The 23,305-nt window shown below is 41.3% G+C and carries 17 protein-coding genes; 7 read left to right on the plus strand and 10 right to left on the minus strand.

Translation table 11 applies throughout. The features are described from left to right. Positions 1 to 7: 7 nt before the first annotated feature. Positions 8 to 2,593, minus strand: coding sequence for a family 20 glycosylhydrolase (locus FNT16_RS00610; protein ID WP_185976643.1), 2,586 nt, complete (start codon positions 2,591 to 2,593; stop codon positions 8 to 10). 197 nt (positions 2,594 to 2,790) lie between these two features. Continuing rightward, a complete protein-coding gene (locus tag FNT16_RS00615) occupies positions 2,791 to 5,505 on the minus strand; it encodes a TonB-dependent receptor (protein WP_143869725.1) in 2,715 nt (904 codons plus the stop codon). A 162-nt stretch (positions 5,506 to 5,667) separates the two neighbouring features. On the opposite strand from FNT16_RS00615, the gene FNT16_RS00620 reads away from it, so the two are divergent. Beyond that, positions 5,668 to 6,720 (plus strand): LacI family DNA-binding transcriptional regulator, encoded by a 1,053-nt coding sequence (locus FNT16_RS00620; protein ID WP_143869726.1) that lies wholly within the window; start codon positions 5,668 to 5,670, stop codon positions 6,718 to 6,720. Here the strand turns inward: FNT16_RS00620 and FNT16_RS00625 are convergent. The 5 genes from FNT16_RS00625 to metE form a co-directional block, all read right to left on the minus strand. Then, positions 6,717 to 8,228, minus strand: coding sequence for a tryptophan halogenase family protein (locus tag FNT16_RS00625; RefSeq protein WP_185976644.1), 1,512 nt, complete (start codon positions 8,226 to 8,228; stop codon positions 6,717 to 6,719). The two genes, FNT16_RS00620 and FNT16_RS00625, sit on opposite strands and share 4 nt — an antisense overlap. Before the next feature lie 101 nt (positions 8,229 to 8,329). Next, positions 8,330 to 8,932 carry an HAD family hydrolase gene (locus FNT16_RS00630; RefSeq protein WP_143869728.1) on the minus strand — a complete coding sequence of 201 codons (603 nt, stop codon included), beginning with the start codon at positions 8,930 to 8,932 and terminating at the stop codon, positions 8,330 to 8,332. A 20-nt stretch (positions 8,933 to 8,952) separates the two neighbouring features. After that, positions 8,953 to 9,819, minus strand: a complete 867-nt coding sequence (locus tag FNT16_RS00635) for a nitrate- and nitrite sensing domain-containing protein (protein ID WP_143869729.1) — start codon at positions 9,817 to 9,819, stop codon at positions 8,953 to 8,955. Continuing rightward, entirely contained in the window at positions 9,816 to 10,982 is a 1,167-nt protein-coding gene (locus FNT16_RS00640; RefSeq protein WP_143869730.1) for a methyl-accepting chemotaxis protein, read from the minus strand. Before FNT16_RS00640 ends, FNT16_RS00635 begins: the two co-directional genes overlap by 4 nt. A gap of 204 nt (positions 10,983 to 11,186) precedes the next feature. Then, on the minus strand, positions 11,187 to 13,496 hold the full coding sequence (metE, locus tag FNT16_RS00645) for a 5-methyltetrahydropteroyltriglutamate--homocysteine S-methyltransferase (RefSeq protein ID WP_143869731.1): 2,310 nt from the start codon (positions 13,494 to 13,496) through the stop codon (positions 11,187 to 11,189). Between the two features lie 100 nt (positions 13,497 to 13,596). On the opposite strand from metE, the gene FNT16_RS00650 reads away from it, so the two are divergent. The 3 genes from FNT16_RS00650 to ruvX all read left to right on the plus strand — a co-directional run bounded on the left by FNT16_RS00650 (position 13,597) and on the right by ruvX (position 15,792). After that, positions 13,597 to 14,517 (plus strand): LysR substrate-binding domain-containing protein, encoded by a 921-nt coding sequence (locus tag FNT16_RS00650; protein WP_143869732.1) that lies wholly within the window; start codon positions 13,597 to 13,599, stop codon positions 14,515 to 14,517. 256 nt (positions 14,518 to 14,773) lie between these two features. Continuing rightward, positions 14,774 to 15,334 (plus strand): YqgE/AlgH family protein, encoded by a 561-nt coding sequence (locus tag FNT16_RS00655; RefSeq protein ID WP_143869733.1) that lies wholly within the window; start codon positions 14,774 to 14,776, stop codon positions 15,332 to 15,334. Continuing rightward, the gene (ruvX, locus tag FNT16_RS00660) at positions 15,331 to 15,792 is read left to right on the plus strand and encodes a Holliday junction resolvase RuvX (protein ID WP_143869734.1); all 462 of its coding nucleotides are present in this window, start codon (positions 15,331 to 15,333) and stop codon (positions 15,790 to 15,792) included. The genes FNT16_RS00655 and ruvX overlap by 4 nt, the downstream gene beginning before the upstream one ends. 1 nt (position 15,793) lies before the next feature. Here the strand turns inward: ruvX and FNT16_RS00665 are convergent, their stop codons facing one another. The 3 genes from FNT16_RS00665 to FNT16_RS00675 all read right to left on the minus strand — a co-directional run bounded on the left by FNT16_RS00665 (position 15,794) and on the right by FNT16_RS00675 (position 18,126). Continuing rightward, a complete protein-coding gene (locus FNT16_RS00665) occupies positions 15,794 to 16,366 on the minus strand; it encodes a pyridoxamine 5'-phosphate oxidase family protein (RefSeq protein ID WP_143869735.1) in 573 nt (190 codons plus the stop codon). Between the two features lie 114 nt (positions 16,367 to 16,480). Beyond that, on the minus strand, positions 16,481 to 17,491 hold the full coding sequence (locus FNT16_RS00670) for a LamG domain-containing protein (RefSeq protein ID WP_143869736.1): 1,011 nt from the start codon (positions 17,489 to 17,491) through the stop codon (positions 16,481 to 16,483). Positions 17,492 to 17,589: 98 nt separating this feature from the next. After that, positions 17,590 to 18,126, minus strand: coding sequence for a DUF924 family protein (locus FNT16_RS00675; RefSeq protein ID WP_221935041.1), 537 nt, complete (start codon positions 18,124 to 18,126; stop codon positions 17,590 to 17,592). Positions 18,127 to 18,369: 243 nt separating this feature from the next. Between FNT16_RS00675 and efpL the strand changes: the two genes are divergently transcribed. The 3 genes from efpL (at position 18,370) to FNT16_RS00690 (ending at position 23,289) form a co-directional block, all read left to right on the plus strand. Beyond that, positions 18,370 to 18,936, plus strand: a complete 567-nt coding sequence (gene efpL / locus FNT16_RS00680) for an elongation factor P-like protein EfpL (protein ID WP_143869738.1) — start codon at positions 18,370 to 18,372, stop codon at positions 18,934 to 18,936. Between the two features lie 185 nt (positions 18,937 to 19,121). Further along, positions 19,122 to 20,198 carry an efflux RND transporter periplasmic adaptor subunit gene (locus FNT16_RS00685; protein ID WP_143869739.1) on the plus strand — a complete coding sequence of 359 codons (1,077 nt, stop codon included), beginning with the start codon at positions 19,122 to 19,124 and terminating at the stop codon, positions 20,196 to 20,198. Next, positions 20,191 to 23,289, plus strand: a complete 3,099-nt coding sequence (locus tag FNT16_RS00690; RefSeq protein WP_143869740.1) for an efflux RND transporter permease subunit — start codon at positions 20,191 to 20,193, stop codon at positions 23,287 to 23,289. Before FNT16_RS00685 ends, FNT16_RS00690 begins: the two co-directional genes overlap by 8 nt. Positions 23,290 to 23,305 lie beyond the last annotated feature (16 nt).

The raw sequence follows: 23,305 nt of genomic DNA on the forward strand, positions 1-23,305 counted from the left end.
TGGAAAACTAGTTTACTTGCAGTATTCGGCTATAACGTTTGCCATCAGCCGATTGTGCGCGCACTTCAATGTTACCCGACACTTTAACTGCGCTTTGATAAAGCAACCATTCCCCTTTGTCTATCCGGTAATAGAGTTGGGTACCCGGGAAAATATGATTCATACGCAATACTCCGTTACTGTCCAGTGTTGCCCCAGGGGTCGCAACTCGGTATCGAATATTTTCACGGTCTAATTTTAATTTTTCTTTGCCCCCGACGGCATGAGAAAACAATGTCCAATCGGCTTTCATTTGCTGATGCTGAGTAAAAAACTGACTGTTCTGATTGTATACCCTGCCAGCTTGATACTTAGTTGCCCAGTCTGCTTGATGCCAAGCGCGCTCGGCTAAAGCAAGTAAACGGGGGAAAAATAAATATTCGACAGAAGCTCTGGCTCTGGTTGTTTCACTCCATAAATGAGCTTGAATACCACTATATTTTTTGCCCGCTTTTAACTGTGTTTTTTGATCCGTATCGTCAACTTGATAGCCTTTATTTTCTCTATCCCGCCAAATTTCTGCATGCACCGGCAGGTTATCAGGCATAAACTGAAATACCTGATAACTGTTGGTGGAACGTGTTCCCCAATAATAACCACGTTCTTTCGGATCAGCCTCGTACGGAAAATCAAAATAAGTCACATCCGGATGAGACAGGATCACCTCCCAGCCATTGTTGGCATGTTGCTGCGCTGTTTTATGCCCATCCCAGGCTAAGACACTCCAGACATTACTATGTACTTTAGCTGGTAAATTTTCAGCATCTACATGGCTAAGGCCATCACTCCAAGCAGCTGGCATTATCCCTTTATCCGCTAACAAGTGAGCAACTTTAGCGATAAAATAAGCGCCTAAATCCTCGCTTTTTTGCAATTCTGGGTTGGCTTTCATCAGCTTTTTACACGCTGGGGAGTCTACCCAAGCCCCTGCTGTTTCATCGGCCCCCATATGATATTTAGTTAACGCCTGACCTGCTTTAATATGCAATGCTTGTAATTCGCTAACCACTTTGTCGACAAACTTGTAAGCTGAAGGCATACATACGTTTATCGTGTTATCGTTGTAAAACTGGATAGAGCTGTAGACGGTTTTATCAGCAAAATCAGACAATAAGTACGCCTCTGCTTGCTGTTTTTTTCCAGCTTGCATCAGTTTTTGATACCTAACTTCCATTGCTTTTATCGCCGCACGAGAATGCCCAGGCATATCAAATGAGGGGATCACCTGAATATGATGTTGATCGGCATACTGCACCAAATCGATATAATCCTGAACAGATAGAAAACCATTTACCTCTGTATTTATACTAGGACCACTGCCTAGTTGAGGTTGTAAACATTTTTTATCTTGCAAATCAAAACAACGAAACGCGCCGACTTCGGTTAACTCAGGCAAACCAGGAATTTCAACCCGCCAACCCTCGTCATCACCTAAATGTAAATGGAGTTTATTTAATTTATACGCGCCCATTTGTTCAATCATGGTCATCAACAAATCTTTGCCATGAAAGTTGCGCGAAACATCGATATGTACGCCACGAAAGTCAAAATGTGGTTCATCAAAAATATTAACGACCGGTAATTGATTGGGTGTATTTAAATCATATAAACCAGCCAAGGTTTGTAACCCATAAAACAAACCGCTTTCTGACGCAGCATTAATCTGGATTTGCTGCTGAGAAATTGCAACCTGATAAGCGGATGGATGACTAAAACCCGATTTTTTTATAAGCTTCAGTGAAACGCCTTCTGCAGCTTGCTTGATACCAAGCTTTTGCAACCGATTTAATGCTTGTTGTATTTTTTGGCTATCAACATTCGCACTCACAAATACAGCAATTCCTTTTTCGATATTTAACACATCACCTGTTGTTTGCAATTGTTTTACTTTAGGGATAACACGTGTTTGTATCAGGTTTTGAGCCTTGTCTAACTCCATCAAGCGACTTTGGTTCTGAGTATATAGTACCTCACTCGTTGCCCAGCGCGTTTTATCATTCGGTGTTCTTTTAAATTGCTTTTCGTAATCTGTGTAAGGCTCAACAAAGGGTAAGATTTCTTGCTGCGTCATATCATCGATTTTTGCAACTGTCGATTTGATTATCTGTGGTTCAACACCGTCTACTGCGACAAAATAATTGGGGATCATATCGAATTCAGAGAGATGCCAATAATCGGCTAAAAAACTGATAGTGTACGTTTGGTTTTTCGAAAAACCTGTAAAACTTGAACTTGCGGTTAAACGGTGTAAATCACCATTAATATGTTCGATATCAAAAAGTGAACTGAAATCTTTTTGAATGGGTGCAACATGGCTAAAATAAATTGCAAAATTATCCGCCTGTAAATCATAAGGTAGGGTCAATGCCAGCTGCGCTTTAAAACAAAACCCCGAGCCCCTTTGTTCATCACAGCCTGATTCCACTCTATTGGTTAAATGTTGATAACGAATATCAAGTGTTTGACTAAATTGTTCAACTTGAGATTGTGATGTTAAGCCTTCCGCCCAACTCAAATGGCAGAAAAGTAAGCTAAATAAAATAAAACGATTCATGCTATGCCCTCTACGTAAAAATATAAACAATGGGGCGCACGCTAAACAAAACAGGCGAAAAAACGCCCTATTGCAACACTCTACCATAAAGCCCCATTGCTGGTTTTGTGTATACATGTGTGTAAAAAAAGGCCCGGTAAAACCGGGCCAAGTGCTACATATCAGTGTAGCCCCACACATAAAACAAGGTCATTCACTTAGAAGTTAAAACTTGTGCTCAAATAAAAGCTACGACCAAAAGTATATAAACCAATTGGACGGAACTTCTCATTCTGATAATGGAATATTTCAGAGTTAGTCAAGTTTTGACCTTCTAAAGTTACACTCCAGTTATCCGAAATGTTGTAGCTGACAGAAGCATCAACCTGCGAGTACGAATCTGCGGTATTGGCCCCACCAAAAGTGAAACCTGTTAAATATTCACTTCGATCGTTATAGGCAATACGCGCTGAAAATAACTCATTTTCAAAATAGCCGGTTAAGTTAATGGTATTTTTCGAGTTACCCGCAAGCGGTATTTCAGTACCTTCAGCGTTTTCACCTGTCGCATCTGAATAAGTATAGTTAGCAATCACACCAAAGTTATCACCAATTGGCATTTGGAAACTTAATTCGACACCTTTGTTAGTAGCATTTGCCCCATTTTCAGGACGGGTCATTGCAAAAATACAGGTTTCGTCAGCACCCACTGTACCATCCTGATTACAGTCATAATTGATCGTTGCTTCACCCGTGGTGTTGAAAATAAATGAACCTATTTTCTTATGGAATAACGCTGCAGATAACAATCCTTCATCTGAGAAATACCATTCAAAAGATAAATCTATGTTAGTTGCATCGTATGGGTCTAACCCCGGGTTACCACCACTACCAGATAGGTTTGGATTTAAGGTACGGGTGGCAACTAAATCTGCATAATTTGCACGTGACATGGTTTTAGATGCGGCAAAACGCGTAATAAAACTGTCAGTAATGCTGTACGATAAGTTTAATGAAGGTAAAACATTGCTATAACTAGATTCTTCGGTAAACCAGTCGCCCGATGTGAGCTCGTAAGCAGAAGAGGTTACGTCCGTATTAACCAAACGTAGACCAACATTACCGCGTAAATCACCCATGTTAATATTTGCCTGCACGTAGGCAGCGGTAATTTCTTCTGTTAGTTCATAGACATTACCTTTGTCTAAAGTGGCTTTGCTTGGGTTAACCACTTTATCTGCTGCAGCGCGAATTTTAGCCAAATCGTACAAAGCGTATTGAGTTAATGTATTTTCGGTTGCGACACTTTCATGTAATTCAGGCGATAATCCAGCATCAAATTCACCCGGGTTTGTTGCTAACAAAGCAGAATAATCTTGCCCTTCCGTTGTCACCCCCGTTTGTGAATGCTCTTTATCTCGATATTTTAAACCGGCTTCAACAGATGAAAACACATCACCATCTAGTTCATAAGTAACATCCGCTTGTGCGTAGAACTCTTTGTCATTTTCTGGACGTGTATTCCAGCGATATGCGCGAAAATCAAAACCATCATAACTGTCAGTTGGCTTACCATTGAGCTCCTCTGGAAATGAAAAATCAATCACGCCATTATCACTAATCGAAATTTTAGAACCCGATTCATGACCAAAGTTAACCATGTCTTCACGATCGTAACCACCATCCGCTTCGGTGTAACCAATCTGACCATGTAACTTAAATGTATCAGCGTGATATTCAGCATCTAAATCTATTACACGCGTTTTTAGCGTAGCCACCCGTGAAAAAGATTCCTGCATTTGGTTAGTCTGGTAATCACCATAGCCATTTGCGCCAATCGTATAGTCAGTCAGTGCAGCGACACCATTTGGATCGGTAATTGAATAATCTTCAATACGCGCACATAAATCATAATCAGACTCTGAATTCCATGGTGTACATGGCATGTAAGCCGCCCAGCCATGCGCACTAATATAGTTGTAGTTCGTATTGGTTTGTTTTAAATCAGAATTAATAATATTTAACGTTAGATCGAGATCTTCAGTCGGACGGAATTGAGTCGTCAGGTTTAGCGCTACCCGGTCACGCTCTTGATTAAAGTACGCAGACCCCATCCCCCAGTTCCAAGATGCGGTTTTACCTGTATGTGTATCATAATCCCAACCTGGCACAGATTTACCAATTGAAGAAGCGGTATCAGCTCGAGTTGCATCAAACCAACCAAACGCTTCTAAACCATCTCGTCTTTGCTCACGTCCTTGGTAAACTAACGAAGCTAATATACCGAAAGTTTCTTGCTCATTTTTCCAGCTATATAAACCAGATACCTGCGGGTCTGAGCTTTCTGTTTTATCGTTGTAACGCACACCGGCTGATCCATACAAAGAGTTTGCATCTAAATCTAAAGGTTTACGCGTACGTAAAATAACCGTTCCACCAATGGCGCCCTCATCAATTTTAGCTTCTGGTGATTTGTATACTTCTAATGCAGAAACCAATTCTGATGGTAATAAACTATAGTTAAAACTGCGAGACGAAGGCTCTAGTGACCACCATTTAGTGCTGGCGATGTTTTGCCCGTTGACCAAAGTTTGGTTTAATTGAGGTGCAGTACCACGTATAGAAACTTTTTCACCTTCACCAAAATCTCGGGTAATCGAGACACCTGCAATACGCTGTAATGACTCTGCAACATTTTTATCTGGGAACTTACCAATGTCTTCAGCGGTAATTGCATCAACAATGGTGTCTGAAAAACGTTTTGCATTTAAGTTAGCACGCGTACTCGCACGAATGCCTTTAACAGCGATTACTTCTACCTCGTCGTCTTGTACTGCTGACTCAGTTTCTTCTGCGTAAACTGGTTGAGTCAAACTGGCGAACAAAACAGCGCTAACAGCAATTGAGGTTTTTTTAAGTTGAATGTTTAACATGTTATTAACCCTTGTGTAGTGTTGAATTAACGGCTGCTACATGACAGCGTTGTCATATTAATATCAAAATGGTGACAACGCTGTCAAGTTAATTTAAAATAAATTTCTAATTAACAGAGAATAAATATAGTATGCACCTACTAACTTTTAATGTGAGGCAATATGAAAGCAACTATCAATGACGTCGCCAAATTAGCCGGTGTCTCAATAAAAACAGTCTCCCGCGTAATAAACAATGAGCCTAGGGTACGTGCCGACACCATAGAAAAAGTAAAAAATGCGGCGAAAGCGCTCAATTACCAGCCAAATCAATCTGCCCGGAGTTTAGCCAGTACAAAATCTTACGTGGTTGGCTTTGTCTATGACAACCCGAATGCATACTATGTAATCGACATGCAGCACGGTATTTTAGATGCCTGTCGTAAAAATCATTATGAGTTATTGATTCATCCAATTGACAGTAAGCAAAACAATTTAAATGATGAGCTGGCTGACATGGTGCAGCAATCTCGTGTTTCAGGATTGATTTTAACGCCGCCGCTTTCTGAAAACAGCGCTTTGATTGAGCAACTCAATAACCTAGGCATTAAAATTGTGCGCGTATTATCAGGCTCTTCTGAGGAATCTACGCAAACCGAAGCATGTGTTTTTATAGACGACCACCAAGCAGCATTTGATGTAACTGAACACCTTGTCTTACAAGGTCATAAAAAAATTGCCTTTTTCGGCGGCGATGAAGACCACGGTTCAAGCAATGAGCGCTTAAATGGATTTATCGCAGCACTTAAAAAACATCAAATTCATATCAATTATGATTGGATATTACCAGGCCGATACTCCTTTGAATCAGGCGTTGAATCTTGCAAAAAGGTCATGAAGTTAGAAGATAAACCGACCGCGATCTTTGCCTGTAATGATGAAATTGCCGCTGGTACTTTGTTTTCTGCCCGCTTACTGGGCTTGCGCGTGCCACAAGATATTGCCATCGCTGGCTTTGAGGATAACCCATTCTCACGTCAAACTTGGCCCAAATTAACAACTGCAGCTCAACCAACCGGAGAAATCGCCAGTCACGCCGCTGAACTCTTGTTTAAACAGTTAAGGTCTATGCAGAATAAAAACAAAGAAAGCCCCCAGTCTTTGTGTTTTAAACCTGAACTTGTCATCCGAGAGTCAACTGACCCACAATTAGACGCAGCCACAAACCAAGGTTAAAACCATTGTATCTGTTGTGGATGCTGTTGGCTTTTTTGCTCGCAAAATTGCAGTAGAGATTGCAACAACTGTAAACTCTGCTGCTCTTTTTTAACAACCGAAAAGAGCGCTTTTGTATTCGGAAAATAGCCCATACCATAGAGCACAAAACGATAATTAATTTCATTAAAAAGTTGACTACCAACGTCCCAAAAATCACTCGACTGAGGGACTTTGTGTTGCCACAAACTCAGTTTTTCTGACAGCTCTGGACATCGAATTAGCACGTTTTGCGCGTCACGCCAAAATGCACTGTCATCTCTGTCGGTCAGCGCATAATGCAAGACAATAAAGTCTTTTAAATCATCGTAAATTGCAGCGAACAGTTGATTATAGCGTTTTTGCAATACCGGATTTGACCACTCAAAATTGGCATGCTCGCACCAAAGTCGCACGGCCGCTTCAATTAAATAAATACCAGTCGACTCCAAAGGCTCAATAAAGCCAGACGACAAACCAACCGACACACAATTGCCCTGCCAAAACTGCCGTTTACGACCTATTTTCATTTTTAGATGGCGTACAGGATGCATCTCATCCAGCCCTAACGCGCTACGAAACTCATCCTCGGCTTGCTGTGCCGTAATATGCTTGTCGGCATAAACATAGCCATTTCCTATTCTGTTTTGCAAACCGATTTTCCAACGCCAGCCGTGCTTCATTGCTATCGCGCGGGTAAAGTTATATGGCACTTCACCTTTTTGATATTGTGTTTGGCTCACCACAGCCCGATTACAAGGCAAAACATCCTGATAACTGTGCCAATTATTTTCAGCTGAAATTTGGTTTGATAGCAGGCTTGCAAAACCGGTACAGTCAAAAAACATATCCGCAGTAAATTCACCTTGGGTGGATAAAACAGAGCAAATTATTCCATCTTTAATATTTACTTTTTGGATATCAGCTTGGATATGTTCAACACCGCGTTGGCAGGCTACCGTTTTTAAATATTCCGCCAGTTTACCAGCATCAAAATGATAAGCATACGGTATAGGGGCTTCATAATCGGCACTGTTGTCGAGTTTTGGCGCTTTATGCAACTTGGCTAAATGCGGAGAAATAGATACAGAATGCGCATAATCAGTCGCCAGTATTGTTTGATGTTTTAACCAGGCTGATGAAATATCCATATCCGCCGTACTGGCATTTTGAATATCAAATGGGTGCCAATATGAGTGAAGCCGTCCTTGCATATCTGGCTTTTTCCAACCATCAAAACGAATACCCAGTTTAAAAGTTGCATCACTGGCTCGCATAAACTCTTTTTCATTAAGCCCCAGTGTCTGCAAAAAATGGCGAATGCTATGCACAGTCGCCTCACCGACCCCGACCGGTGGTACGGTTGCACTTTCCAACAATGATATTTTTATTAACGGTTTTTCGCGATTAAAAAAATGCTGAAGGTAAATGGCAGTCATCCACCCAGCAGTGCCACCACCACAGATTAAAATTGAAGGCATTTTTTGCATATCCAAACCCGCCAGACATCTCATAAGATGCTTAACTATAACCAGCAGAAATAGAAATGACAACGCTGCCATCAACAAAATTTAAAGACGTTCAGTAACCTTTAGATAAGTTTCAAGGCATGTAACTGGTTTTCCAGCGCGCCTTCACCGACGACTCGATAAGACTCAATACCACAATCAATGGCTGCGTCTACATTAATTTGATTGTCATCAAAAAATAAAACACGTTCAGGCGGCACATTTAAATCAGCCAACATTTTTTGATAAATTGTGGCGTCGGGTTTAACCGCCTGCATCTGAAAAGAAACATATGCTGTTTGCATAAAATCCAAAATACCAGTCGCCTCGACTTCCGGCCAATGTATGGTGTTGGTATTACTTAAGCATACAAGCTTGTAGTCTTTTTGTAGTTTAGATAATAATGCAAACGTGCCGTTAAAAACGCCTTTGATCCAATAACGATAAGATTGCTCAAATTCAGCTTCATTAATGGGCAACTCGAACTCTTTGACAACCCGAGCGATAAATTCATTCTCACTGCTCAATCCTGCCTCAAACGCTTTGACGGCTGGAGAATGCAACCACTTAAACCAAAACTCAGGTAGCGTTTGTTTATTACCCAACCACCCAAGAATGTCATTTACACCGGATATATCGAGCAGCACGCCACCTAAATCAAAACAGATTACGTCAAATTTTTGCATTGTATTTTAAACACCTAAGTTTATGCATTTTTATTTAGGTGCGATTCTAACTCCTTTAACTTAGAATCAAAAATTTGGTTTAAGCTTCCCATGGCTTCTGTTGCCAGCGCAAAGTAAGCTTTTGCGTCAAGTTTTATGACATCACAATCAACTAATTCATGTTCAATAACCGAGCACAAATAGCGCGTTTGCTTGCTTGCGTGTTCAACTAACTTATCTAACTGGGCATTGGCTGTAATTAAATTATGGTCTTTAAGTTGCGCATAGGTCACTTCTGCTGTTTCCGTAATTTTTTGCCGTAAAAAACCCAAACGAATTTTTTCAACTCTGCTACAGACTTTGACAGTTGCAACCCCCGTCCCCAGTGCGCGCGATTGGCCGACGCACTCTGCAACTTGCAACAATTCGCGCCACAACAAACTAATTGATGGAAATTCTCGCAGCACATCAGCCGTTAAAAAGTGACTTTCAGCAATGTCCTCTAATAAATACAACATATTGCCAATGAGCTGCGTATGCTGTTTAAAACTATTTTCAGAGCTCAAAGTTAAAGTGGCTTTTGATAGGCGGCTCCAGTGCTCACTATAACCAAACCAGCGTTCAAACTTATTTACATTGTTTTGATGCTCTAATTGCATGCTGATTCTTTTAATTTCTTTTTGCAGGTTTTGAATATCCAATATAACAGAATGATCGCCTCGCAAATAAGCAGAGCACCAGCCTCTGTGCTTCTGTAAATTGGTAACCAGTTCTTTAACCTGAACGATCAGTTGAATACCTTTTTTTTGTTCATTTAATACTTTCTTCTTTTGTCGCAATATAAAATAAGCCAGCACAAACACAATAATCAGGCCCGCACCTATCGATAACATGTGCATTAAACTCATACCGTTTTTCCCTCCGAGAGTGCTGGTTTTTGTGTTAGATTTTTCAAATGCTCTGCAACTTTAGCTGCTTGATCGGCAACTTCAGAATTAGCTTGCGCGCCCTCAACTACCCGCTCTATATGTTGTGAAATTTCTTGTGTTGCAATATTTTGTTGTTCGGTATTGGCTGAAATAATATGAATTTGGTCTTGCAAGTTAGTGGTTTGCCGCGCTATTTGATTTAGCGCTTCGTTCGCTTCTTCAGCCGTTTCTGAACAAGATCGACTGCGCTCGACCACTATGGCCATTTTATCATTCACCTGATGACTCTGTTCGCGCACCTGATTAACATTATTGATGATATTATAGGCGGCGTCGTTACTGCGCTGCGCTAACGCTCTAACTTCTTCTGCCACAACCGCAAATCCACGACCAAAATCTCCGGCTCGAGCTGCTTCTATCGAAGCGTTCAATGCCAGTAAGTTGGTTTGTGCTGAAATATCCTGAATAGACTGTGACATGACTGCAACTTTTTCAGCCAGTTCATCCAGTGATACCATTTGCTCTTGGGTATGTTCAGCTTCTTGTTTAACCACTCTGATTTCATCTAATAGTGAATTGATGCATTCTCGACCATGCACTGTAACTGATTGCGCTTCATCGGAGCTATTTAGAACTGCTTTTACTTTATCAACAACCTCTTCTAACGACTGGCTCATTTCTAATATCGCAGCTGCAGTCGAGGTGGTCGAATCATATTGTTTGCGAACATTAACAGAGACTTGCTGCGCAGATTCAATTACCTGAACCGAAGAGTGCTCCACCTCATTCATACGCTCAGAAAGACTGATCTTATCACGACTCAATTCTCGTAAAATTTCAATTAAACTGATGATAGGTCTGCCTAGTGCTATAGATTGTAACTTGAGTTTTCGATAGTCAAAATCACTTTCATCTTTTTGACTGAGCTTGTTTTCCAAATTGCCAAGTTCACTTAACAACGCAATAAAAATACTTGCGTTGATGTGTAATGTGATTGCAATAAAGATATAAAATGCGGTAGGTGGCATCCAAAAACTGCCAGATAAACTTAAACAAATCAATATCCAACAAATCCAAGCGGTCTTTTTTATGCCAATATTTCTAATCAAAAAATATGCGGGCTGCGCCATTACAGTATTCATACACTACCTCTCAGTGTCCATACTGAGACTAAAGCAAATACAATGCCATACCGTTAGTATGGTATCAAGAATACCATTAAATTGCTTTTTATTGGTCAGAATAACCTTTTGGATAAATCCAACCGACTGATTTGGCAAAATAGCGTGCAGCGCAATTGCGCAAGGCCAATTGCGCTGCACCAAAATAAAGCAATGTTGTTTGATTTAACTGACTTCAAACAAAGCTTTGCCTGAATGCCCCGCTGGCGTGAGCTCTGCGCGTACCTGTTCTGCAGCTTTTACCAAGTTATTTAAAGCAGGTAGTACTTCTTCCCATTTGCGGGTTTTTAACCCACAATCCGGGTTTACCCAACATTGTTCAATTTCAATATAGTTGAGTGACAACTCTATTTTTGCCTGCAAATCTTCCACATTGGGCACAATTGGCGAATGAATATCGTATACCCCTAGCCCAATTTCATTTTGATAGTTGGGTTTAGCAAAAGGTTTTAATAAACTCATATCGGAACGCGCCGCTTCAACCGAGATCACATCCGCATCTAAAGCTGAAATTGCGCCAACAATATCCTGAAATTCTGAGTAACACATATGCGTATGGATCTGTGTAGCATCTTTTACGCAACTGGTCGCAATTCTAAATACTTCAACAGCCCACCCTAAATAATTTTGCCAATGTGCTTTTTTAAGCGGCAATCCTTCACGGATAGCAGGCTCATCGACCTGAATAATTTTAATACCTGCAGCTTCTAAATCACTTACTTCACCTCTCAGTGCAAAGGCTATTTGTTTAGCGACAGATTGACGCGACAAATCATCGCGTACAAATGACCAATTTAAGATGGTGACAGGTCCGGTTAACATACCTTTTACCGGTTTATCAGTGAGCGACTGTGCGTACTGAGTTGTATCTACCGTTATCGCTTGTTTGCGCTCAATATCACCATAAATAATTGGGGGTTTTACACAACGTGAGCCATAACTTTGCACCCATGCGTATTGTGTAATTGCAAATCCATCTAACTGCTCGCCAAAAAATTCAACCATGTCGTTCCGTTCAGGTTCGCCATGAACCAACACATCTAAACCGGCTTCCAGTTGCTTCGCAATTGCATCGGCAATATAAGCTTTGATATAAGATTGATATTCTGTTTCGCTTATCTCACCGCGCTTGAATCTGGCTCGGACATGACGCACTTGAGCCGTTTGTGGGAATGAGCCTATAGTAGTTGTTGGCAACAGCGGAAGATTTAAACTTTTTTGTGCAATTTTACGTTGATTATACTCATTGTCTCTTTGCGTATGCTCAAACCCTAACGCCTGAATTTGTTGACGTAAGCTAACGTTAAGCGTTAAATCACTATTTAGACGTTCAGTGACCGGTTTACTGTAAGCAATCACCGGATCAACTTCATAATCAACCAAGGCAGATTTCAAAATATTAAGCTCGACTAGCTTTTGCTTGGCAAATGCCAACCAACTTCTGACTGGCTGCTGTAATTTTGTTTCCAGTTCTAAATCAACCGGCACATGCTGTAATGAACAAGAAGGCGCAATCCATAAATTATCAGCTTTTCTGTCATAAATAGTTTGCAATGATTTAAGCTTAGCCGCTAAGTCACTGCGCCAAATATTACGACCATCAATAACCCCGACAGACAATACTTTTTCGGAATTTAATTTAACCAGCCAATCATCCAACTTTGGCTGACCGGCAACCGCATCAATGTGGACACCATCCACGGCCAAACTATTTATCAGTTCAATATGCTCATCAACATCGGCAAAATAAGTTGTCAGTAACAACTTTACGCTGCGTTTTTGATTTAAATAGGCATAACTCAACCGCAATGCATTTTGCCAGTGGCTTTCTGGTTCGGTTGTTAAAATAGGTTCTTCTATTTGAATCCACTCAATGCCCGTCGCAGCTATTTTTTTAAATAACTCACGATAGCAAGCCAGCAGTGGCGTTAATAAATCATCCAACTGATTTAAATTGTTGATTTTTGCCAACCACAAATAGCTAACAGGGCCAATTAATTTTAGTTTAAGCTGTTGTTTAGCATTTTGACTTTTCAAAAATGTTTGAGCAGCCGCTACTTCATTCAGTAACTTTTCAGCATTGAGAGAAAATTCAGTCTCCGAATCCAACTCTGGCACTATGTAGTGGTAATTGGTGTTAAACCATTTTGTCATATCACTGGCCGCGTGCTGGCAACAGGTATCACCACGAGCAATTGCAAACTGCTGGTCCAGTTCAGACAAATGTTGAAATCGTTGAGGTATAGCGGAAAATAAAATGGAAGTGTCCAACACCTGATCATATAATGGAAAATCACCCACAGTAATAAAGTCTAAGCCAGCCGCTAACTGCCACGCCCAGGTTTGTTCACGCAATGCGTCTGTTTTTTGCGTTAATTCATCTAAACTGATTTTTTTATCCCAGTACGCTTCCAAGGCAAACTTTAACTCTCTTTTTTCACCGATTCTGGGTAAACCTAAATTATGTATTTTCACATTCAATCCTTACGTTTTGTGTATTTGATGTTGCTTATCTTGCCGCAAAGGATAAAATGAATAAATCGCAACTTATTCATCAAACTGTTGAATTTTATTCATGATAGAAATTAAACACCTGCGCACCATTAAAGCATTGGCGCAAACTGGCACTTTAGTGAAAGCTGCTGAATGGTTACATAGCACGTCTTCGGCGCTATCTCATCAAATCAAAGAGTTAGAGCAACGCATTGGACATCCGCTATATATTCGTAAAACCAATCCACTGAAGTTTACGGCTGAAGGAGAGTTGGTTTTACAATTGGCCGAACAAGTTCTGCCAAAAATTCAGGAAACTGAATCCCGCATTCAAGATATACGCTCGCAAGGACAAGGCCAATTGCGTTTAGCCATCGAATGCCATAGCTGCTTTCAATGGCTGATGCCAGCAATCAGTCAGTTTCATAAAACCTGGCCGATGATTGAGCTGGCGTTTAACACTGAATATATGTTTGATGCAATGCCCGGCTTAGCTGACGGGGAATTAGACTTAGTGATCACATCAGATAAATTTGAATCTAAAGATTTTCATTTTGAACCATTATTTAGTTTTGAAATGGTATTGGTCACGTCACCAGAGCACCTTTTAGCACAAAAAAAGTTTATTTCTGCCGAAGATTTAAAACAACAAACTTTACTAACCTATCCCGTAGATGCAGCGCGCTTAGATATTTATAAATACTTACTGCACCCAGCGAATTGTGCGCCAAAACAGGTTAAACGCGTCGACCAAACACTCATGATTTTACAAATGGTAACGGCTAACTTAGGTGTCGCCGCGCTGCCGTCATGGGCCGTCGTTGAATACCAGCAACAAGGGCTTATTTCGACTATTCCACTGGGCGCGCAAGGTTTACGTAGTAAGCTGTATGCAGCGGTTAAACAAAGGCAAAAAAACACTCCGTATATTCGTTCTTTTTTTGAAATCAGCAAATCCACCAGTTTAAATAATTTAAGCAATGTCAGGCCGCTTAATGATTAGGGCGTGTGAATCTTTGTATTATTTTTGAGCAATAGGCTATTTTAATCATTAACAAAGCAGAATGAGTGGGGTTTAGTCATTCTAAATAAACGAATTCTAATACCGTTAAGGGTTAAAATAGCCATTGCCCTTCGGGCTGAGGCAGTAGAAATGCCGCACAAACGCTGTCCGAAGGGTTCGTCCTAGTCAAAAATGGGCTGGAAATCGAAAAAATAACACCCATAATTAAAACAACAATCTTTTTATTGAGGGCGTAATGCAAACTTTTCAGAATCAACTACTCATCGCAATGCCATCACTAAAAGATGGATACTTTGAACGCACTGTCACTTATGTTTGCGAACATAATGAACAGGGTGCTATGGGTATTATCGTTAATCAACCTATTGATATGAAATTACCCGAATTGCTAGCGCAAATTAAAACCAGTACTGAAGGTAAAAACATCAACCCAGAAACGCCTATTTATGCAGGTGGTCCGGTTGCCATGGAGCGTGGTTTTGTATTGCACAAACCACAGCCCAAAAAATGGAAAAGCTCAATGCAATTGTCTGAAGACATGATGGTTACCACCTCGCAGGATATTTTAGATGCTTTAGGCACCCATGAAGAACCGGAAGATTATTTAATTTGTTTAGGCTACGCGGGCTGGGGAGCCGGACAATTAGAACAGGAAATATTAGAAAACTCTTGGATTACATTACCGGCCAGTGCTGAGCTGGTTTTTAAAACACCGATACATTTACGTTGGCAACACGCGACAGATCATTTAGGCTTTGCGACCTGGCAAATTAGCGACGATATTGGTCACGCATGACACAGCAAACAAATTCAAAAAAACCTAGTACACCTGATGGACAACGCACAGTTATTGCATTTGATTTTGGCTTAAAAAGCATCGGAGTTGCAGTTGGGCAAGAACTTTCCTACTCCACCCGCTCATTAAGTGCCATAAAAGCGCAAGATGGCACACCTAACTGGAACATCGTTGAAAAAACTTTAAACGACTGGAAACCAGATTTACTGATTGTCGGCTTGCCTTTAAATATGGATGGCACTGAGCAAGAAATTACCGCACGGGCACGCAAATTTGCAAACCGACTGCACGGCCGATTTGGTTACCCGGTCGAAACTTGGGATGAAAGGCTCACGACAGTCGATGCCAAAGCCTTTCTATTTGAAACAGGTGGTTATAAAAACCTCAGTAAAGACAAAATTGATTCAAAGTCGGCCGAAATTATCTTAATGAGCTGGTTTGAAAATAAATACCTTTAAGTTACTCGTCAACCAAATCTGCAATGCCACTGCGCTCTACGATCTCAGTGGCAAAACCGTCAATACTCTGTTGATTCTTTTTATGCCAGTATTTTTCTATGCCTGTTTTACCTTGTTTAATTGACCAGTTCGCTAAGTCATCCCGATCCGCTTGATAATCAAAATAAGGTACTGACATACCACAGGAGGTTTGTACTAAATCAATATTTAAAAGATAGATTTGCCGAGCCGCGACACTGGCCGGAAACAGATGATTATAAGACTGCCAAGCATCATCTGATTGATGCAAAACTTGCGCTTGTCCATAAGTTCGAAGGATCATAGGGGGGCCTTCAAAAGCACAAAACATGATGGTCATTCTCGGATTTTTTAACACATGCGCTGCAGATTCATTACCACTACCGGTTAAGTTTAACCAGGCTATGGTGTTGCGGTCGATTACCCGCAGTGAATCGCCCCCTTTTGGGGATAAATTAACATTGCCGGTTTCAGCCGCCGTTGCGACAAAGTATATTTTTTGCTGCTGAATAAACTCTATGTGTTTATCGTTTAATTCAGTAAATTTTTTTCCCATTTCCCTGCCCTGTAAAACCCTTATTGTGAGGCATTAGCATGCAGCATTCCTTTGCTGCTATCAAGGCATAAAACTAAAATTAAAACTAAATTATAAATCTAAAGGTGCCGTTCGTTATTTTGATTCTAAACGCCAAGTTCTAACCCAATCCACGCGCATGGTATTGCGTGAATCTTCCAACAAATCACTTTTAGCTGGCAAGCCACCCACCCAAGAAGAATCTTGTGTCCATAAATCCCAAATTAGATGCTGTTCTAAAGTAAATGGTTGCTTAGTAGTTATTTTACCCGCAGGTTCACCATTTAAGTAAAACTGAACATTGTGTTCATCTTTCCACCAAGCACCGACAACATGATATTCTTCATTCCATTTCACTCCTTTTAAGGTATTGCCCTCTGATAAGTTTCGGTTATCAAAGTTACCCTTGTTACGCTCGGTCACTCCATCTTTTACAACAAAATATTGAGAATGCATTGTCCAAGGATATTCTGGATTAGAATAGTCTGTTGACGGGTTTGAATTATTTTCAATGATATCAATTTCATCTCGATTGTTAATATCACCATTATTTAACCAAAACGTATTGTACGCAGATATATGCGCCGTTTTAATGCGGCTTTCTGTATACATAGGAAACTTTATTTTCGCTTTAGAACGTACTCTTGATGTTTCAAACCACTGTGTTTCACTGTCTGCATTTAAAGTCGCTTTTATCCATAAGTGGCCGTTATCAACGCCGGAATTTTTATTCAACATATTCACCGGTGTACCACCATAGTTCCAATTGGTTTTAACCCACTTACTGCTATCCCAAAAATCAAATTCGTCAGATAAATTGTCTACTTTTACCCAATATTTATCTTGTGGTGTGGTGTCGTTAAAAGAGACAAAACTGGGCTCTCTAGGGTCCGCTTCATTAACATTAATAACTTGGATTTCTGGTTCTGGTGTAGGTTCAGGTGTGGGTTCTGGCGTAGGTGTGGGCGTAGGTGTAGAAGGGGTTTCTATTGTAGAGCCCGTATCTATTTCTGCGCTATCTTTATCATTATTTGATGTTGAGTTACACCCTAGCACACACAAAACTGCAGCCGCTATTACGGTATTTCTGAAACTAAAATTACCCATAACCATTTTACACTTCATATTAAATTAACAATAATTGTTAACAATACATTATTTTCAATTAACATCAAGTAGCTATTTAAATTTATACTCTGTCGCAATTAAAAACGAGAGCCCGGCTGATTTAAAAATTCTATCTCTTGCGCAGTTGACTGGCGGCCTAAAATTTCATTTCGGTGTGGGTATCGACCAAACTTTTCAATAATTTTTTGGTGCTTTAGTTCAAACTCCAAATTGCGCGCTGCGCCCAATTTTTGATACAAATCAACCGCGACTTGATGAATAGCGAGTGATTCACTGTGCATAAATGGCATATATAAAAAGCTACGCTGCTCAACCGTTAACGCGCTATCTTTACCTGCAGCGATTGCTGATTGTGCCAAAGCCAGTGCCAAGCTGTCGTAGGCAAAAGACTGCGCGCTATCTCTATACATGTTGCGCGAAAACTGATCCAATATAATGATTTCAGCTAGACAACCTAAGGCCTCACACCGCCACCCATACAGCTCACATTGCACGGCCTGTTGATGTATGCCCGCAAACCGAGCGTAAATCAGCTGGTCAAACTCTGGGTCTTTGGTAAACCATTTGCTTTTGTCTATTTCACTAAACCAAAATTCGATAATTTCTTGATACATTATTTTTTCCTTATTTTTTTCTTTATTGGCGCTCTATTGGCGCTCTACAACCTGTTCAATATTATTCAATTTTGCTCAATCTTGTTCATTTGTTAGAGCATAGAACGAGCACAGCTAAAATGTGACATTTTCAACTAAAACATTGTGTTTTAAAGGCAAAATAATTAACTTTTGACGCAGCAAACTATTGGTGAGTGACAAAAAATCTGCTAATTTGCGCTAAAATTATTACAGGACAAATCAATGCCAAAAGCCAGTGAAATAAAAAAGAATGCAGCCATCGAGTTTAACAACCGAACTATGATTGTCAGAGATATTGTGCGCTCAGTTCCCCAAGGGCGAGCTGGGGGCAGCTTATACAGAATGCGCTTATATGATGTCGTGACCGGCGCAAAAGCTGATGAAACATTTAAAGATTCTGATATGTTAAATTTAGCCGATTTAACGCGTCGAGAAGCCATGTTCTCGTATGTGGATGGTGATGAATATATCTTTATGGATGCCGAAGATTACACGCCTTACCATTTAAATAAAGAAGCCATCGCGGACGAAATTCTCTTTATCAATGAAGAAACAAAAGGCATACATGTTGTGATCGTAGACCAGACACCGGTTGCGATTGAGCTGCCTGCAACCGTGCAGCTGGTCATTGAAGAAACCGCACCCTCAATAAAAGGCGCATCCGCCAGTGCCAGAACTAAACCTGCAACCATGACCACGGGTTTAGTGATTCAGGTACCTGAACATATCTCAAGCGGTGACAAAATTAAAATTAATACGGTAGAGCATAAATTTACCGGACGGGTATAACATGCAAAATATCTGCATGCATTACATCTAGTCTGGTTAATGCGGTTAACTTTTTAAACAAAGAAAACCTAAACAGAAACAAAGCGCTTTACGAAACCTTTACACTCGTCGAATTAAAATTCAGTTGTAGATAGCTTATAGTCTACTTAGGGCTATAAGCTATCAATTTCACGCTGGGAATTTTAATGTCTAATTCATATTTTCTAAAATCAATTATTATTGCCACGAGCGCAGTATGGATGCTTGCCGCTTGCACAGACGAGACACCGCTAGCAAAAAATGCGACATCCTTCAAAAGCGAACCTGTATTAACTCAAGCGGTTAAAATGCATCAGCAATCACTATCTATCGAAGCGGTTGGTACGTCCAGAGCGTTAAAATCAGTCGTTTTATATCCTCGCATCAATGGCATTATTGAAAGCGTCAATATTCAAGCCGGCGAATACGTCGAACAGGGTAAAACATTAATTCAGCTAGATGCCAGCGAGCAATTATTATTGCTGCAGCAGGCAAAAATTGCCTTAGAAGATGCACAGCGCACCAAACAAAGATTTCAAGCTGCGGTTGGCGCAGGTGGCGTCACCCAATCTGTATTAGATGAATCCAACACAGCGCTGGCCAGTACTCAAGTAGCATATAACAGAGCAAAAGTACTGCTTGACTATCATCAAATTAAAGCGCCATTTACAGGCCACTTAGGTATTACTCAACTAGATCCGGGGGCTTACATTAACACCCAAACGCCGCTGGTTAGTTTAGATGACAGAAGTGCATTGTTGATTATGTTTGAAGTTGCAGAAGCATTTTACGGTCAACTGAAAAGTGGGCAAAAAATAGCAGTTGCACCCTGGCAAAATGCCGCTCAAGTTGTACAAGCAAGTGTGGTAGATATTGATAGCCGGGTCGATCCACAAAGTCGAACTTTTACTGTACAAGCCAGATTAGATAATACGCAAGATCACTTTCGGCCAGGAATGAGCTTTAAAGTAACCCTTAACTTAACAGGCGGTGAATATCCCCTGGTACCAGAAACAGCCTTGCAATGGGGTGGCGACGGTGCCTATGTCTGGCAAATCCAAGATCAACATGCCAAACGAGTGCCTGTTGTGGTGGTGCAAAGAATTAAAGGCGAAATATTGGTTGAAGCTGATTTACCCCGCGGCAGTTTGGTAGTCAAAGAAGGCATTCAACGAATGCGTGAAGGGATGCAAGTTAAAGACGTCACCGCACAGGTTCAACAAAGGTTATTAGGCCATGAGTGAATATATCAAAGATGATTTGGCTTCACTAAGCGTACGCCGCCCTTTTTTAATTTTAGTGATTAACCTGCTCATAGCTTTAGCGGGTTTAGCGGCTTTGAGTTACGTTGAAGTCAGGGAGCTACCAGACGTTGACCGCCCCATAGTATCGGTGCGCGGGGTGTTGCCGGGTGCAACCCCAGAAACCATGGATGCTGAAGTAACAGGTATTATTGAAGGTGCCGTGGCCCGCGTTTCCGGAATTAAAAATATTCGCTCTTCAAGTGAAGAAAATAATTTTCGCATACATGCTGAATTTACCGCACAAACCGATTTAATGACCGCGGCTTCAGATGTACGCGAAGCCGTTAATCAGGTTCAGCGTGATCTGCCCGACGATATTGAACAAATCAGCGTAGTTAAAGCGCAGGACGATGCACACCCTATTATTAACATTGCAATTACCAGCCAAAACCTCAAACAAGAAGAGCTGACGCGCATTATCGAAAAAGACATTGTACCTGAAATTATTGGCATCAATGGTGTTGCTGACGTGCCCTTATTCGGCGATAGAAAACGCGTATTACATGTGGTGTTAAACCCTTTAAGGCTGACAAGTTATGGCCTTACCGTAAATGACTTAGCAGATGTGTTATACGAAGCACCATTAGATGTACCAACAGGAAGTTTTCGGGCCCAAGATCAAGAATTATTAGTTCGCGCGAATGCGACAACCGTGACAGAAGAGCAGGTTAAAAACATCATTATTCGCGATACCACTAGAATTGGCGATGTAGCACAAGTATATTTTGGACCAGAAGACGTCGAGTCATTAGTTTATCTGAATAAAAACCCAGTGATCGGATTAGGGGTTATTCGACAAGCTCATTCAAATACCATCGAAATATCAGAACAAGTTAACAAAGTCGTCAACCGGCTCAATAATAAATACGACAATATTCAGCTGACCATTACAAACGACAGTGCGGTATTTATTAAAAGCTCTGTCACAGAAGTACTAACCAGCCTAGCGATGACAATACTGATTGTGGTTGCTTCATTATGGTTATTTTTAGGCAGTCTGCGCGCAACGCTTATTCCCAGTACGGCCATTCCACTGGCGCTCATTGGCACCTTAGCGGGTATTTGGTTAATGGGTTTTTCAATCAATATCACAACCTTATTAGCAATTGTATTGGCCACGGGCTTGGTTGTAGATGATGCCATCGTTGTTCTGGAAAACATCCAACGTTTGAGTTTAAAAGGCTTAAAACCAAGAGCAGCTGCGGTATTAGGAACACGACAGGTTATCTTTGCTGTGATTGCAACCACTGCAGTATTGGTCAGTGTGTTTGTGCCAATTGCCCTGATACCAGGGAGTGCTGGACAAATGTTTAGAGAATTTGGCTTTGTGTTGGCTTGTGCTGTAATTATTTCATCCTTTGTTGCTTTGTCTATTGTCCCCGCTATGGCGGCTCGATTTCCGCTGGCTAAACCGCCAAAAGATGCCAAGCCGAATGTGCTGGCTCGGTTTGGCAGATCGCTCAGTGGCTTATACGCTAACTCGATTCATTTTGTGTTAAATAAAGCCATCTGGTTTTTTATGCTGGCGCTGGGCTTAGCGATTGCGGCGGCTTGGGTATACCCCAAACTGGCCAACGAATTATTACCAAAAGAAGATCGCGGCGTTTTGTACATCAATGCCACGGGCCCTGACGGTGTTGGTTTAAATTACATTGCGCGTCAGGCAGAACAAATTGAAGCAATTGTCGAACCCTATCTTGAACAAGGCATTATTACAGATGCATTTACCACAGTTGGACGCTATGATCCAAACCGTGCACAGGTGATGTTGCCATTTGTTCCATGGGCCCAGCGCGAAATTAGCCAGCATCAAGTGATGGCTGAAATTAATCAAGAAATTAGCCAAATACCGGGCGCACGGGTGCGCGTTGGTAGCCCCAATAGTTTAGCCATTCGCGGTAATGTTGGCGGGATTGAAGTCGCATTATTGGGCAATGATTACCCACAAATTTATAATGCGACTTTAGCTTTGGTTGATGCGATCAATCAACAAAGCCAGTACATCTCCCAACCGGATATTTCGTATCGCCCTACTCAGCCGCAGTTGTCGCTGGAAATCGACAGGCGACGGGCTGCTGATTTAGGAATTTCGTTAAGCGAGATTGCCAATACATTGCGCGCCGTAGTGGATGGATGGGATTTAGTTGATTTAAGTATTGCGGATGAATCTATCCCCATCATTTTAGAAACGTCCTCGACACGCGTCTCTTCACCACAAGATTTGGCAAACTTATACGTATCCAGCGCCTCAGGCCGTCAGTTGCCATTATCCAGTGTTGTCGTGATGAAAGAAAACAGTGTCGCTGCTGAATTAGACAGGCATGCACAGCGCCGTGCGATAGAAATCAGCGCCAATATTGCAGATGGGTATCCATTGGCTGATGCAATGGCCGAGTTACAAACCCTCGCAGATCAAGTCTTACCGGACAATGTCCACATGATATTTTTAGGTGAAGCGCAAACGCTAGAAGAAACTTCAAACGAAGTCATTTTTACCTATGCAATTGCGTTGCTTGTGGTATTTTTGGTGTTATGTGCCCAGTTTGAAGGCATTGCCAGTGCGATTAATGTGATGACCGTAGTCCCTTTTGGTTTAGCCGCCGCGATTTATGCTTTATGGCTAACGGATACCAGCGTGAATATATATTCACAGATCGGGCTGGTTATGTTAATTGGCTTAATGGCGAAAAACGGCATATTGATGGTCGAATTTGCCGATCAGTTACGTGATAAAGGTTTAGATATTCGCGCAGCGATTGAACAAGCGGCGAATGTCCGTTTGCGACCGATTGCATTAACCATGGTTTCAACCGTGTTAGGTGGTTTGCCACTTATATTAAGCTCGGGTGCCGGTGCTGAAGCGCGCAGCGCAATTGGCTGGGTGATGTTTGGTGGTTTAGGGTTAGCGGCTATGTTTACCCTGTATTTAACCCCAGTCGTATATTTAGCAACCGCTAAGTTTCATAAACCCAGAGGACATGAACAGCAAGCCCTGGAAAAAGAATTAATGCAAGTTGACCAGCTGCATTAGAAATGTAAAAGCCGGT

It is taken from the genome of Catenovulum sediminis, assembly GCF_007289895.1.
GTDB lineage: Bacteria > Pseudomonadota > Gammaproteobacteria > Enterobacterales > Alteromonadaceae > Catenovulum > Catenovulum sediminis.